The 15904-nt window shown below is 63.1% G+C and carries 7 protein-coding genes; 5 read left to right on the top strand and 2 right to left on the bottom strand.

All coding sequences use genetic code 11. The features are described 5' to 3' along the window. Positions 1–23: 23 nt before the first annotated feature. Entirely contained in the window at positions 24–3149 is a 3126-nt protein-coding gene (locus JM946_RS13345) for a TonB-dependent receptor (protein ID WP_203167769.1), read from the top strand. A 2-nt stretch (positions 3150–3151) separates the two neighbouring features. Next, positions 3152–5137 carry an SGNH/GDSL hydrolase family protein gene (locus JM946_RS13340; protein ID WP_203167768.1) on the top strand — a complete coding sequence of 662 codons (1986 nt, stop codon included), beginning with the start codon at positions 3152–3154 and terminating at the stop codon, positions 5135–5137. A 22-nt stretch (positions 5138–5159) separates the two neighbouring features. Here the strand turns inward: JM946_RS13340 and JM946_RS13335 are convergent, their stop codons facing one another. Then, positions 5160–6701, bottom strand: a complete 1542-nt coding sequence (locus JM946_RS13335) for an N-acyl-D-amino-acid deacylase family protein (protein WP_203167767.1) — start codon at positions 6699–6701, stop codon at positions 5160–5162. Positions 6702–6754: 53 nt separating this feature from the next. Beyond that, a complete protein-coding gene (locus JM946_RS13330; RefSeq protein ID WP_203167766.1) occupies positions 6755–9451 on the bottom strand; it encodes a LuxR C-terminal-related transcriptional regulator in 2697 nt (898 codons plus the stop codon). Positions 9452–9801: 350 nt separating this feature from the next. Between JM946_RS13330 and JM946_RS13325 the strand changes: the two genes are divergently transcribed. The 3 genes from JM946_RS13325 (at position 9802) to JM946_RS13315 (ending at position 15904) form a co-directional block, all read left to right on the top strand. Further along, a complete protein-coding gene (locus JM946_RS13325) occupies positions 9802–12567 on the top strand; it encodes a hypothetical protein (protein WP_203167765.1) in 2766 nt (921 codons plus the stop codon). 265 nt (positions 12568–12832) lie between these two features. Then, complete coding sequence (locus JM946_RS13320; RefSeq protein ID WP_218042794.1) at positions 12833–14665, top strand: diguanylate cyclase; 1833 nt, start codon at positions 12833–12835, stop codon at positions 14663–14665. A 21-nt stretch (positions 14666–14686) separates the two neighbouring features. Continuing rightward, positions 14687–15904, top strand: coding sequence for a dipeptidase (locus JM946_RS13315; protein WP_218042792.1), 1218 nt, complete (start codon positions 14687–14689; stop codon positions 15902–15904).

Raw genomic sequence — 15904 nt, 5'->3', positions numbered from 1 at the left:
TTGCTCACCAGGAGAGGACTTGCATGTTGTTGCGTTCATCCAGACTGGGGCGGCTGGCTGCAGCGAGCGTCGTATCGATTTCCGTGGGGGCGGCGGGCTTGTTCCCGCTCGAGGTACGAGCGGAGGCTGAAGCGATCAGCATCGCAAGCCAGCCGCTGGGCGCCGCGCTGAACGATCTGGCGAAGCAAGCTGGGATCCTCATCATCGCGCCTACCGAACTCGTGGCGGGCATCAGCGCGCCCGAGATTCGGGACGCAACGAGCTACGAAGACGCGCTCCATCAACTGCTCAAAGGCACCGGACTGCGCGTGATCCGCGGTGCGAACGGCTCGTTCGTGATCGCCTCCGGAGCCGCCGCGAGCGAGCCCAACGTCCCAACGACATCGCCTGATCGGGAGCCCACGGCCACCGTCCTCGATGCGGTGCTCGTGACCGGCTCGCGCATCGCCCGACCGGAAGTGGCATCGGCGATGCCAGTGCGCACGGTGAGCACTGAGAGTATGGAGGACTTTGCGCTAATCGATCTGAGCGAGACTCTCGCGCGCGATCCTGCGGTGAGCACCGGTCTGGGTCTGACCACGACACATGCCTGGGACAATGGCGCCTCGTTCATCAATCTCAGAAACATGGGGTATGGCCGCAGCCTGACCTTGCTCAACGGCAAGCGTCGAGTGTCCGGCTCCGGTCAATCATCCTCGGTGGATGTCAGCACGATCCCGGTGGGAATGATCGAGCGCACGGAAATCCTCACAGGCGGCGCCGCGGCGGTGTACGGCGCGGATGCAGTGTCCGGCGCCGTGAACATCATCACCAAGAAGAACATTCAATCCACCACATTCTCCGCCTCGGTTGGCCTTCCGGAGCACGGCGGCGCGGAGCGATCCTCATTTTCCTTCAGCTCAGGCCTGGGCTTCGCGGACGGGCGTGGCCGCTTCAGCGCAGGCGGCACGTTCAGCGACAGCAAGCCGCTCTATACCTACGAACGCGACTTCGGCAAGAAGCGCATGGGCACCGCGCCGAACCCGGCCAACACCGGTCCCGACGACGGCATCGTCGACAACGTCACGCTCGATGACATGCTGGTGCTGTATTTCGGCTATGACCCGCATTTCGTCATCGGCAACCAGGACTACATCTACGAAGCCAGCAACGATGCCTCTCGTCAGGCCGGCTACGATGTTCTTTTTACGCCGACACCGCTGAGCTGGGGCAACGGCGGCGATGGCCGCAACTTGAACGATGTGACCCTGCTGCGCGGTCCGCTACGCCAGGCGGCCTTGATGGGCAATGTCGAGTTCGACTTCACGCCTGATGTGATGGCGGGCCTTGACTGGGACTACTCGGAGAACAAGTTCGAGGGCACGAACAGTTACTACCGCAGCGACTACCGGGCGGCGTCCCTGAATGGCGCGGGCGGTCCGAGAGCGCGTCTGGACAACCCGTTTCTTCCCGACTCGATCCGTCAGCTGATGGTCGCCAACAACCTGACGGTGCTGCCCATCAACAAGGCCTATCGCGAGCTGGGCCTGTTGACCGAGGAGCACAATCGCAAGACCTGGAGCGTCAGCCCGCACCTCGAGGGCCGCCTTGGCGAGAACCTCAACTGGAATGTTTTCTATCAGTACGGGAAGTTCAACGACAACGTCTATGGCGCCAACAAGCCGATCGCATCGCGCATGGTGGCCGCGACCGATGTCACCACGGACGCCAATGGCAACCCCGTGTGCCGTAGCGAGGCGGCGCGGGCGATTGGCTGCATTCCCTTCGATATCTTCAGCGGAACGGCGAGCGACGAGCTGAAGGACTGGTTGTTACATACGCGGCATGAATACCGTGAGCAAACGCAGGCGATCTATGGCGGCGGCCTGGACGGCAAGCTCATTTCGCTGCCCTATGGCGATGCGCGCTTTGCGTTGGGCGCTGAATATCGCAAGGAGACATTGACCACGCGCGATGATCCTCTGGGGCTGAACGGCGAGGTGTCCCACGCGGCGGTCGGCGGCGGCCCGCATCCGAATCTGGATGCGAGCCAAAGCGTGAGCGAGGTCTATGCCGAAGTCGTGACGCCGCTGCTGAGCGATGTGCCTTTTGCTTATCGCCTGGAGCTCGAAGGCGCCTATCGTATCTCCGATTACGACAGCTTCGGCAATACCGACACCTGGAAGTTCGGTGGCCGCTGGGCCCCGATGCGAGGCTTGACCTTCCGTGGCGTGGTGAGCTCGAGCGTGCGCGCGCCGAACTTCGCCGAGCTGTATGCAGATCGAATCTTCACTCAGCCGTCCTACAACGATCCTTGCGAGACGCGCTACATCACCCGGGGTGCTCTTCGTGCCGCCAACTGCGCGGCGCTCGGCATCACCACGCCACTGCCGATCACCACGGGACGAACGATCGAGGCGTGGAGCGGCGGCAACCCCAACCTGCAGCCTGAGACCTCGCGCAGCTGGACAGCGGGCATCATTCTCGAGCCCACCTCGATTCCGCGCCTGGCCGTGACGGCCGATTTCTGGAGCATCGAGCTGGATGACGCGATTGCCACCTGGGGATACGCCACGGTCCTCAACCTGTGCGTCGATCTGCCCAGCATCGACAATCCCTATTGCCGCTCCATCACGCGAGGCGCAGACGGAAACGTGATCAGCGTGGATGCCTCGCAGATCAACGCTGGCATGCGCACGGTGCGCGGCCTGGACATGGGCATCAATTATTCCCATGCCCTGGGCAATGGCCGGCTCTCGTACAACTTTGTCGCCACCTGGCTGGACAAGTACGAAACGCAGTCCATTCCGGATCAATCGACCAGCATCGTGAATGCGCTCGACACGTTCTCCAATCCGAAATGGGTGGGACGCCTGAGCCTGAACTATCGGCTGGACCGGTTCTCGGTCGGCCTGGACTCGCGCTACCGCGACAAGAGCAAGGTGTCCACCACGTGGTCACCGGAGATGTACGATCGTCCGTACGCGAAGGCGGTGCTGTACAACGACCTGAACGTGGGCTACGCGTTCGAGAAGACCTGGACGATCGGCGCTGGCGTCAACAACCTGTTCGATGTCGAACCGCCGGCCACGGCGCAGACCTACCTCGAGGGCGGCATCTACGACGTCGTGGGACGTACGTTCTTTCTGCGCACCAAGGCTGAGTTCTGAGCATGAAGATCCGCCAGGCTTTGATTGGTCTTTCGATTGCGTTGGGTCTTGCCACGGGAGCGCGAGGCGCCGAGCTCTACCCGGGACTTCAGTACGAGCAGCGTGAGGTGGCCGCCACCGAGCCTGCGCGAGCGCATATCGTCGCCATCGATCTGCGTCAGTCGGGTCTGCACTTCGGGGTGACGTTCGCAGATACCTCCAAGGGCATGGAACACGTGGCGTGGACCACGAGTGCGTACATGACGAAGCGCCATGCACAGCTGGCCATCAACGGCGGCTTCTTCTCGCCATGGAAACCGGGCAGCACCGGACAGGGCGACTACTATCCGCAGGAGGGCGATCCGGTGAATGCCTCAGGAGCGCTCATCTCTGCGGGCAATATGGTGTCGCCGGTCGAGTCGATCAAACCGGAGCGCATCAATGCCATGCTTTGCTTCGATCGAGCGAACGTCGCCATCGTCGATGGGCAGACGTGTCCCCAGGGGTTCACCGACGGGATCGCCGCCGGGCCGCGGCTTCTGAATAGCGGCAAGACGCCGCCGCTCACAGGCGATTTCTCGACCACGCTTCATCCGCGCACCGCCTTTGGCATCTCCGCAAATCGCGAGCGAGCGTGGATCGTCACGATCGACGGCCGTCAGGCCAACAGCAAGGGCATGAGCCTGCCGGATCTGGCCGCGTTGTTTGCAAGCCTCGGCGCGTCGGATGCGATCAACCTCGATGGCGGCGGCTCGACCACGCTCGTGACGGAGGGCGATGACGGCAGGGCCAAGGTCCTGAACAGCCCCATCCAGACCGGCGTGCTCGGTAAGGAACGCCCCGTGGCCAATCATGTATTGCTGTTCGTCCCGCACGAGCATGCCAGTCCAGCGGCATCGTCTCGGGAAAAGGAGCCTGAGCTCGTCTGGCATGCCGCCGGCCACGATGACTGGGCGCCCGAGGGCCGGGCCTGGGCTGATGAAGCCCGTCTTCGTTATTTCGACCGGTTTCCCGCTGCCGCCGAGGCCAGCGTGCCGGAGAAGGTCTGGAATCTCAGCCGTCAAACGGCGGGCATGATGTTTCGTTTCAAGACGGATGCTGCCACCATCTGGGTGGACTATGAGCTGATGGATGGCAAGAAGATCTCCATGCCGCACATGCCCGCCACGGGCGTGAGTGGTGTGGATCTGTACGCCCGTGATGAGCAGGAGGGCGGCAAGTGGAAGTGGGTCGGCGTCACCAAGCCCACCGCTGCGAAAGTGCGCATGGCCTTGATTGAAGGGCTCCGTCCCGGCATGCGTGAGTATGCCGCTTACCTTCCACTCTACAACGGTGTTGAAAGGATCTCGTTCGGCGTCAATCGAGACGCGAGCTTTCAGTCGCTGGCGCCGCGCTCCCTCAAACCCATTTTGTTTTACGGCACCTCGATCACGCAGGGCGCCTCAGCCTCGCGTCCCGGCATGGCGCATGCGGCCATCCTCGGCCGTCGTCTCGATCGCCCCGTGATCAACCTTGGCTTCTCGGGCAACGGCAAGATGGACCAGAGCGTGGGCGCGCTGATCGGTCGTGTGGATGCGGCGGCGATCGTGATCGATTGCGCGCCAAACATGAATGCCGAACTGATCCGCGAGCGGGCCGTGCCGCTCGTCGAACAAATCCGAGCCGCGCATCGTGACACGCCGATTGTGCTCGTCGAAGACCGTCGGTTCACCAACGCATGGATCACACCGGCAAAGCGTGCCTACCACGACGCCAACCACGCCGCGTTGAAAGAAGCTTATGCCAGCTTGCAACGCGAAGGCATCGAGCGGCTGTACTTCATTCCGGGCGACGAGCTCTACGGCGCCGACACTGAAGGCGCCACCGACGCCTCGCACGCGAGCGACCTTGGATTCATGCGTCAGGCGGATGCCTTCGAGCCCGTGCTCAGAAAGGCCCTCGATCATGCTACGCCGATGCAGCTCAAGTCGCAGATTTCACCGCGCGGCGCAAACTCGTCTGCCCAATAGGCGGTGCGCCGCTTTCAGCAAGTTACGTCGTCTTCTTTGCCGGCCGAATGACCTGGCCCGGATGGACGCCCGTGCTCCGACGCTCCTGAAACACGAGCCTGCCGTTCACCCATACTTTCTCGATGCCGAGCGAGGTGGCCGTCGGATTCTGCAGCGTCGCGCGATCGACCACTTCCTCCGGATCGAAGAGCACGAGATCGGCGCTGTTGCCCGCCGCAATGACGCCACGGTCGGTGAGGCCAAGATGCTTCGCGGCGAGGCCGGTCATCTTGTGAACGGCTTGCTCCAGCGTCATCAACTTCTTCTCGCGGACGTAATGGCCGAGCACGCGAGAGAAGGCGCCGTGGCCGCGAGGGTGCCCCATCGAGTAGCCATCGGAGCAGATGTTTGTATGCTCCCAGGTGAGGAAACGTTCGACGTCTTTGTCGCTCATGCTGGCCCCGATGACGGATTCGACGGCCTTGTCTTCGGGATGCGCCTTCTCGTACTCGATCGCTTTCTTCATCAGATCCAGGTAGACATCGACCGGATTGCCGCCGCGCTCCTTGGCCACTTGAGCGAGCGTCTTGCCGACGATCTGCGGGTCGGGGGCGTAGCGGGCGAAATGCAGTTTGTCGGCAGGTGTGGACTCTTTGAGCGTGAAGGCGAGGTCTTCGCGGCTCGTGTAATCCTTATTGGGGAACATCACGCGCATGGTCGATTGCCAGTACGTGTAAGGGTAGGCATCCGCGGTGATATCGACGCCGGCGGCGCGGGCGTCGTTCAACAGTTGCAGCACTTTGTCGGAGGCGCCCCAGAGTTTCTTCGCGCCGATCTTCAGGTGTGAGATCTGCACCGGCGCGCCGGTCGCCTTGCCCACGTCGATGACTTCTTGCAGCGCCGGCATCAGATCGAACTCTTCATCGCGGATGTGGCTCATGTAACGGCCGCCCAAGCCTGCCGCGACTTTCGCCAGTGCGATCACCTCGGCGGGTGTGGAGAAATTACCGGTTTCGTATTCCAGGCCGGTGGACAGGCCGAAGGCGCCGGCCGCCATGTCCTGTTCGAGCAGCTTGCTCATGCTCGCGATCTCTGCATCGGTCGCGGCGCGACGGACTGCGCCCATGCCTTGCTCACGCAGCGTGTTGTGGCCGGCGTAGGATCCGATGTTCACGGCGAGCGGGGACTTCTGCAGCTCGGTGAAAAAATCTTTCAAAGGGCTTTGTGAGAAGCCGTCCTGACCGACGATGATGGTCGTGACGCCCTGACTGGTCACGGCGACCAGGTCGCGGGACTTAGCGATGTTCTGGGCGATGTCCTGGTCGTGATGACTGTGGGTGTCGATGAACCCGGGCGCGAGCGTCTTGCCACCGCCGTCGATGACGACCTCGTTCTTCTCGGGAATCACATCGCCCACGGCGAGGATCTCCGCCCCGGAGATGCGTACCGCGCCTTTGCGCGCCGGTGCGCCGGTGCCGTCGACGATGACCACGTTGGAGATGACCGCGCTGGCTTGCGGCGGGGGCTCCGCGGCGAAACTCCATCCCGGCGCAATGGCGAGCAGCAGAGCGAACAGCTGTTTCATGGTCCTTCTCCTGGCGGGAAGGCGGAGCATTATGCACCCGAGGCTCTCTCAATTCACTCGATCAGCCGCATCTGCCGGGCCCGAGCGATGGCGCCGGTGCGGGTACTGACATCGAGCTTCGCGAATACGTTCTTCAAATGCCACTTCGCGGTGGACAGCGCGATCTGTGAGCGAGCGCTGATCTCGTGGTTGCTCAGGCCCTGGGCGAGCAGACGGAGCATGTCCACCTCACGCTCGGTGAGCGGCTCGAGCGGCAAGGCGGGCTTGCGAGGCGAGGGCGTCGCGACCGGGGCCGTATGCGAAAATACGTTCTGAAACTTGCAGAAGTAATGCGTGGGCAGAGCGCCGTGCAAACGCCCTTGCTCGAGAGCAGCGGCAATGATTTGGGTCATGGCCGGGACTTCGTCGAAGATGCCGCGAGTGAAGCCATGGCCCTGGGTGAGCGAGAAACCGCGGTTGAGACAGTCGAACGCGCCTTCGACGTCCCCTGCGTGCCAGTAGCAACTCGCCAGCGCCGCTTCGAGCGGCGCCTCGCGATAGATGTATCCCACTTCGCGAGCGCTGTGTCTGAGCACCTGCAGGATGGCGCGAGCTTCATCGTACTGCCGCTGCTTGACGAGCAGGGCGGCGTAGCCGGAGCCGAAACGCTCCCAGGCCTCGTCATAGCCGCGCGCCCGGCGCCACTCGCCAGATCGAGCGCGGCGCTGCAGGCCGAACTCTAATGCCACCGCACGTGCGCGCTGCAGATTTTCCTGCGATAAGAACAGACGAATCTTCTCCGCACAAACCTGCGCAAGAAAGCGCACGTGCGAGCCGCTTTCCAGCAGGCTGTGCAGGTAGTCGAGCAGTTGAAAGGCCTCGCCATGCCGGCCATGGATCGCTTTGATGCGCGAGAAAGTCACATAAGCGGTGGAAACATTCTCGACCGTGGACTGAACGCACAGCAGCGGCAGCACCTCGGAGCACAAGGCTTCGGCCTCATCGAGCCGGTTCTCTTCATAACGTACATACGCCAACGCATTGGCCGCATTCACCCACGCGGGGCTGCGATGTCCGCCACGGACCAGGGCAAACATCCGCTCACAGCGATCGGCTGCGGCCTTCATATCGCCTTGCGCCCGCTCGGCCAGGCACGCGACCACTTCGGCGAAGCCCAGGCTGTACACGCTCATCGAATCGAACGTGTCACGCGCGCGCATGGCGAGCCTCCATGCTTTGTCGAAATGATTCAGGCGCAGCATGGTGTATGCCTGCAAGGTCAGCAGCGTGCCGATCAGGAAGCTGTCCGCGCCGCGCTCACGCAGCGCCTCGGGCGAGGAGATGCCGATCTGGCCGCTGCTGTCGGCGAGCACGGTCAGCATCGCGTGCAACAACCGCAAGTGAGCGGCGCCGATGCCGCGTTCGAGCGCGACATTGCTTTCGATCTCGCGCAGCGTGGCGGCGGCCTCGCTGAAGCGTCGCGACAGAATCAGACTGGCGACATACACCGTACAGATGCCCGCATGAGCGAGCATGACATTTCGTGGCAGCTTGCTGGTCCAATGGATCACGCAGACGATCTCACCTGCGCGCAGCCACGTGGTCGCGCATCGATCCAGCAGTTCGAGCTTCCATGCTTCATTGCTCGCAGCGAAGGCGTGGGCAAGCGCCTCTTCATGGAGCTGATGCTCGGCGTACCAGCGGCTCGCCAGCTCATGCAACTGCGCCAGGCGCGCCATGTCATGGCGCAGACAACTGCGCAGGAAATCCAGGAATAACGTGTGATATCTGTACCAATGCCCGTGACTGTCGAGCGGTTGCATGAACAGCTGCGCGCGCTCGAGCTGCTCGAGCAGCGACTGGCTGTGAGTGATCCCGAGCAACTGGTTGCACAGCTCGGCGGTCATCCGGTCGACGACGCTGCTCGCCAGCAAGAACTCGCGCATCTCGATGGGCAGCTCCTGCAGAACGGAGGCACCCAGGTAACGGGCGACCTCGTAGTGCGAGCCATCGAAATCACCGATGCCATCGCGTGATTCGGCGGCGGCGAGGAGGGCGAGTTTCACGCCGGCCACCCAACCTTCCGTGCTGCGCTGAATATTGAGCGCTTCATCGTCGGTCAGCGTGCGAGAACAGAGCGTCTCGCCGAGCTGCACGATGGCGGCGGCATCGAAGTTGAGCTCCGCCGGGCCGAGCGTATCGAGTTGATCATTCAAGCGCAGCCGACTCAGGGCCGAATGCAACGCGGGCAAGCCGCGGCCTGAAAGGATCCAGCGAACGCCAGGCGGAGAGTGCAGCAATAACGAATCGATCGCCCGCAGCAGCGCGGGCGAGCTCAACATTTGTAGATCATCCAAAACGATGCAGACGGGCCGGTTCAGCCGGCCAAGACTTGCGAGGAGCACCGTGATCGTGGGCTCGAGCGATTCAGCCAGTCGCCGCTGATGAGGCACATACGCATCGAACGCCGGGCAGACCGCTTTCATCGCCGCGATCAGATAGGAAAAGAAGCGCACCGGCTCATTGTCGTGTTCGTCCAATGACAGCCAGGCGATGGCTTGCTCCTGTGCGGCTCGCCGATGCCACTGCGCAAGCAGCGTGGTCTTGCCTGAGCCGATCGGCGCGGTCAGCAAGGCGAGCTTTTTCCGGGCCGCGGCGTCCAGACGTGACAACAACGCGAGTCGCGCGATGCACGTCCCCGCCGTTTGCGGAGGGTGCAGCTTGCCTTGCATCAGGTGGTGAGGGCCCACCTCGTCAATGGGCTCGATCATCGTCGGCGCCGAGCGAGGCGCCGCGCCTTCGGCTCGATCCCTGCCGCGTCTGGTGAGCTGGTGTGTCACGCGCGCGTTCCCTGAATGATCCGTTTCGGAGACTGTCGGCGATATCGGCGGCAAAACATCCGCGTCGCCCCTCCTATCGAAGGGGGCGCGGCGATTATGCAGGCCCCTAGCATGCTCGTCATCCGCTGAACCACAGCGGGACAGCAAATCACGATTCATTCGAAGGGGAGTCACCAGCCATGTGCAGCAAAGCCATGTGCTCCCACCACGGTCGATCCGTGAGGGAGCGTGCGTTCGCCCGGCTTTTTGGGTCTGTAGTTCTGTTGTGCGCAACGCTCGGCATGAGCGCAGCCCTGGCGCAGGCGCCCAACTTCATCGCATTCGAATCCGGGCACGTGCGCCCGATCGCCATATCGCCCGATCGCACGCGGCTGTTCGTCACCAACACGCCGGACAACACGCTGGAAGTGTTCGATATCACCTTGGCGGGTCTCGCCCTGCGCGCGCGAGTGCCGGTGGGGCTGGAGCCCGTAGCGGTCGCGGTCCGCAATGACGCCGAAGTGTGGGTCGTCAATCATCTCTCGGACAGCGTGAGCGTGGTGACCTTGAGTGGCACGCCGCGAGTGACGCGCACGTTGCTGGTCGGCGATGAGCCGCGTGACATCGTGTTCGCAGGCTCCCCGGCCAGAGCATTCATCACCACCGCGCATCGCGGCCAGCATCGCACTGACGCCTCGATTTCAGGCGTGCCGGGCGCTGGCGATCCGCAGTTGACCACGCCGAGCATCGGCCGCTCGGATGTATGGGTGTTCGATCCCACCAACCTTGGCGCGACTGTAGGCGGCACGCCTACTCGGATTCTGAACTTCTTCAGCGACACGCCGCGCGCGCTGGCCGTCAGCCCCGATCGCAACACCGTTTACGTCGCGGCGTTCAAGTCGGGCAATCAAACCACGACCATCCTGGAGCCCATGGTGTGCGACGGTTTCCGACCCAACATTCCGTGCCTGGTCGACAATCTCTCCATCATGCCCGGCGGCCTTCCCGGACCCGGCACCAACTTCGAAGGCAAGCGCGCGCCTGAAACCGGCCTGATCGTGAAATTCAACAACGCCACCGGGCGTTGGGAAGATGAGCTCGGCCGCAACTGGAACAACGCCGTGCGATTCCGCCTGCCGGATCTCGACGTGTTCGCAGTCGACGCGCGCACCCTGTCACAAACGGCAAGCTACGCGCATGTCGGCACGACCTTGTTCAACATGGTTGCGAACCCGGTCACCGGCAAGCTGTATGTCTCGAACACGGAGGCCAACAACTTGCAGCGCTTCGAAGGCCCCGGACAGTTCGGGGGGCAGACGGTGCAAGGCCATCTCGCCGAAACGCGCATCACCGTGATCTCGGGATCCACCGTCACGCCGCGTCACCTGAACAAACATCTGGATTACACCAGGCTCGCCGGTGAGTCGGGGTTCGATCCGACCGCGCGCAATCACAGCTTGTCGACGCCGCTGGAGATGGCGGTCACGAGCAATGGCCAGACGTTGTATGTCGCCGCGTTCGGCTCCAGTCGTATCGGTGTTTTCAGTACTGCCGCGCTGGAGTCGGATTCCTTCAATCCGCGAACGGCGAGCGCAAATTACATCAATGTCACCGGCGGCGGTCCGAGCGGGCTGGTGCTCGATGAGCCACGCGGCCGGCTCTATGTGACGACCCGCTTCGACAATGCAGTGAAGGTCATCGACCTTGCGACCAGGGCGCAGGTCGCCGCGGTGACGTTGCCGAACCCGGAGCCGGCCGCGATCGTGCAGGGCCGCCCGATGCTCTATGACGCGACCGTGCTGTCGGCGAACGGCGAGGCCTCGTGCGCCAGCTGTCACATCTTCGGTGACATGGACGATCTCGCGTGGGATCTGGGCAATCCCGACGATCCGGTCACGCACAATCCGTTGCCGAAGAATCTGACCAGCGATCTCGAGATCTTCATCGGTAAGACATTATTTGGCGTGCGCACACCGATCAACGGCAGCGACGATGTGGAGGAATTCCACCCGATGAAGGGCCCGATGACCACCCAAACGCTGCGCGGTCTGCGTAACGCGGGCGCCATGCACTGGCGAGGCGACCGGGCCACGGGACATTTCGGAAGCGATCCGCTCGACACCAATCTGTCGTTCAACAACTTCATCGTGGCGTTCGAGGGCCTGCTGGGTCGCGACGGTCTGCCGAGCACGGCCGACATGCAGCGCTTCACCGATTTCCAGCTGAAGGTGCAGCTGCCGCCCAATCCGGTGCGCGCGTTGAACAACTCGCTCAACGCAGCGCAGACCCGCGGCCGCAACTTCTATTTCGGCCCGCGGCCTTCGGATGGCATCGAGATCCCCATCATCGGTGGACTGATTCCAGGTGAGACCGCCTTCACGTGTGAAGGCTGTCATCGCCTCGATCCCGCGCAGGGCTTCTTCGGCACCGGCGGTGCGGCGAGCTTCGAAGGCATCACGCAGATCGTGAAGATCCCACACCTGCGGAACATGTATCAGAAGGTCGGCATGTTCGGGGCGCCAAGGGTGAACTTCTTTGGTGCACCCGACACCGGCAACATGGGCAATCAGATCCGCGGCTTCGGCTTCGTGAACGATGGCTCGGTGGACACGTTGTTCCGGTTCTTCACCGCAGTGGTGTTCAACCCGCAGTTGAACGCGGGCTTCCCGATCATCAATCCGGACGCCACCCGCCGCGACGTGGTGGAATTCATGCTCGCCTTCGACAGCGACCTGGCGCCCATCGTGGGTCAGCAAGTCACGCTCACGAGCAGTAACGCGAGCGCCGTCAATCCGCGTATCAATCTGCTGATCCAGCGGGCCAAGGCGAATTTCACTTCCAAGGAACTGGGCGGCGCGACCAAGGAATGCGACCTGGTGGCCAAGGTGGCGATCGGCGGCAGTCTCAAAGGCTATCTGCTCGACCCCGCAACGGGGGACTTCGTGGCGGCCGATGGCACCCGGCGGACCGACGCCTCGTTGCGAGCCCTGGCCGCGACCACCGGGCAGGAGGTGACATATACCTGTGTGCCGCCAGGGTCCGGCCGGCGCATCGGCTTGGGACAGTGACCTAATACTTTTGGCAGCCCCGTGCGCCCCAAGCCGGCGCACGGGGCTTTTCTTTGCGCTGAAGCGAACGCCTGCTATGCCGCCGGCGCTGGATTTCCGATACCATCCAGCCTCGCCTCATAGACTATTCGACGAATACACGGGCTTGCGATTTCACACCCTCACCCGAACGGCGTGCCTGTTGTTGGCCGCCGCACTGTTAGCTGTGACAGGGACGGCGCGGGCGGCTGAGTCGCACCCGAAACCTTCGCATCCTGCCCAACAGTTGATCGATCGGGCCGCCGCCGCGGTTCGCAGCCGTCCGGCCGACATGGTTCGGGACGCGCAAGCCGCCCTGAAAATTCTGGCCGACCAGCCCAACGCCGATCTGGAGATCCGGGCCCGGCTGATGTTGTGTGATCACTTGTCCGAGCAGGACCGCCGTGCGGCCGAAGCGGAGGTGGCCAAGGCGCGTGCGCTGCTGCCGCAGGCCACCCGTCCGGGATTGGAAGCCGGTGTGCTCGGCTGCGAAGGCACCATCCTGGAGACGGGCAGCGAGACGGGCCGCGCACGCGAGCTGTACGAGCAGGCGGTTGCCCTCGCAACCCGGGAGCAGGACACCGAGATGCTCGCCCAATCTTTGTACTCGCGCGGCTACCTGTTGGGTTTGCAAGGGCAGTACGCCACGGGTCTTGCCGATCTGAAGCGCGCACAGGGATTATATGAAGACATCAATCTGCCGGATCATTCGCTCACCGCGTTGAACGGCATCGCCATTCTTTATAACCGCATGGGCGACTATGCCCAGGCGCGCTACATGTACGATCGTGCGCTCAAGGCGCAGCGTGACGCCGGAATGTATCGTGAGCAGAGCGTCACCTTGCACAACCTGGGGCGTGCGCACGAGAACCTGCACGAGTGGGATGCGGCGCAGGCGGCGTTTCAGGAGTCGTACACCATCAGCCGGCAATTGAACTACCCGCGCGGCGAGGCGTACGCGCTGCGCGGTCTTGCGGCCGTCAAGAACGCCAAAGGCGATCCGAAAGGCGCCCTGCAGATTCTGGATCAGGCACAGGCGTTACAAAGGCAAACGCCGGATGCGCGACTCGAGGCGCAGATCAATCTGGCCCGTGGCGTGGCCCTGCATCGTCTGCGTCAGTTGCCGGCCAGCGCCGAAGCGTTGAAGGCCGCGCTAGTGGTGTTCCAGAAGGCCGACTCGCTCAACGAGCTGCGAGCGACTTACGGCGAGCTCGCCGCCGTGCTCTCGGACATGGGGAACTGGCGCGAAGGCTACGCGTACCTCGCGAGCGCCCAGGAAACCTCCGAGCGAATGTTTCGCAATCAAGTCGACCAGCGCTTCGCCACCCTGAAGGTGGAGTTCGATACGGCCGCGAAAGAAAAAGAGAATGCGCTGCTGGTGCGTGAGAACAACGCCAATCAGCTCGCCCTGGCGCAAGGCCAGCGAGCGCGCAATCTGCAAAGAGTGGTGATCGCGCTCACCGTGGCGCTCGCGTTGCTGCTGGCGACGTTGGCGATTCATCAATGGCGCTCGAAGCGCCGCATGCGCACGCTCGCCATGACTGATGAGCTCACCGGCGTGCCGAATCGTCGCGCCGTGCTGTCGCGGCTCGCGCCCTTGTTACAGCAGCCCAATCCGCCGAACTGCGCGATGCTCATCATCGATATCGATCATTTCAAGAGCATCAACGATCAGCACGGCCATGCCGAAGGCGATGAGGCTTTGAAGCTGGTGGCGAGGGAACTGCGCGAGGACGTGCATGAGCCTGCGTTCATCGGCCGACTGGGCGGTGAGGAGTTCGTGGTCGTGATTCCCGGGGCGGACTTCGACAAGGCCTATCGCCTGGCGGAGCGCTTCCGTGAAGGCGTCATGAGCATCGATACTCGTCGCTGGCTGTCGGACAGACGCATCACCGTCAGCATCGGCTTGACCATGTCCAGGTCCTCGGGCGATACACCCAGCACCATGCTTCAGCGGGCCGATTCGGCGCTGTACGATGCCAAGCGCGCCGGACGGAACTGCGTCAAAGCGCAGCTGCCCGCGCCCGAGGCCGAGATGCCCGCGGCGCCGTTGCAGCCGGCGCGAGTGGAATTCGCCTGATCTCAAACCACAGGGGATACGATGACGATACTGCGAAGGACTGTGCTGGTCGCGTGCGGGATGCTTGCATTCGCGGCGGTGAATACGGTAGCTCATGCCGATGAGGACAAGGCGCTGACCCATGCGCGTCAGCTGCTGAAGAAAGTCATCCTGGTCGACGGTCACAACGATCTGCCCTGGGCCATTCGCACCGACAAGCAGGCGCCCGGCGATGTCGCAGCGTATGACCTGAATGGCGCAGTGCCGGGCCAGACCGATTTGAAGCGCCTGGAGCAGGGCAGTGTCGGCGCGCAGTTCTGGTCGGTCTACATTCCCGGTGAGATCGGCACGGGCTTCGCACGTACGCAGCTCGAGCAGATCGATATCGCGCGCCGGATGATCGAGCGCTATCCGAAATTTCGATTCGCCACCACGGTTGAAGAGGTGCGTGCGGCTCATCGCGAAGGGCGCATCGCCTCGCTGCTGGGCATGGAAGGCGGTCACGCGATCGAGAATTCCCTGGGCGCATTGCGCGCTTATTACGATCTGGGCGTGCGCTACATGACGCTCACTCACAACGTGAATCTCGACTGGGCCGACTCGGCGGCTCAGCCGGCTCGGCACGGCGGGCTCACCAGATTCGGCGAGGAGGTCGTGCTGGAGATGAACCGTCTCGGCATGCTGATCGATCTGTCGCACGTCTCCGATGGCACGATGGATGATGCCTTGCGTGTATCGAAGGCGCCGGTGATCTTCTCGCACTCCTCGGCTCGCGCGCTGTGCGACGTGCCCCGTAACGTGCCGGACAGCATCTTGAAGCGTCTGCCTGAGAATGGCGGGGTGGTGATGGTCACGTTCGTCGCCGGCTTCATCGATCCTGAGGTCGCCAAGATTCAGGTGCCTGCCATGGCGGAGATCGGTCGTCGCGCGCAGGGCAAGTCCGTGGAAGAGGCGAATAGGATCGCCGAAGAAGTCATGGGCAAACTGAAGCTGCCCAAGACCAGCATCGCCAAGGTCGCCGATCACATCGAACACATCCGCAAGGTCGCCGGCGTGAAGCACATTGGCTTGGGCGGCGATTACGACGGCAATTCCGACTGGCCGGTCGGCATGGAAGACGTGTCCAGCTATCCGTTGTTGTTCGCCGAGCTGATTCGCCGCGGCTGGAGCGATGAGGACCTGACGCTGCTCGCCGGCGAGAACGTGCTTCGCGCCCTGGCGCAGGCCGAGGACGTGTCGCGCCGGCTCAACAAGAAATAA

The sequence above is a fragment of the Steroidobacter gossypii genome (genome assembly GCF_016801985.1).
GTDB classification, from domain to species: domain Bacteria; phylum Pseudomonadota; class Gammaproteobacteria; order Steroidobacterales; family Steroidobacteraceae; genus Steroidobacter; species Steroidobacter gossypii.
The sequence above is the reverse complement of the archived record's forward strand: the minus strand, read 5'-3'. Positions and strand labels throughout refer to the sequence as shown.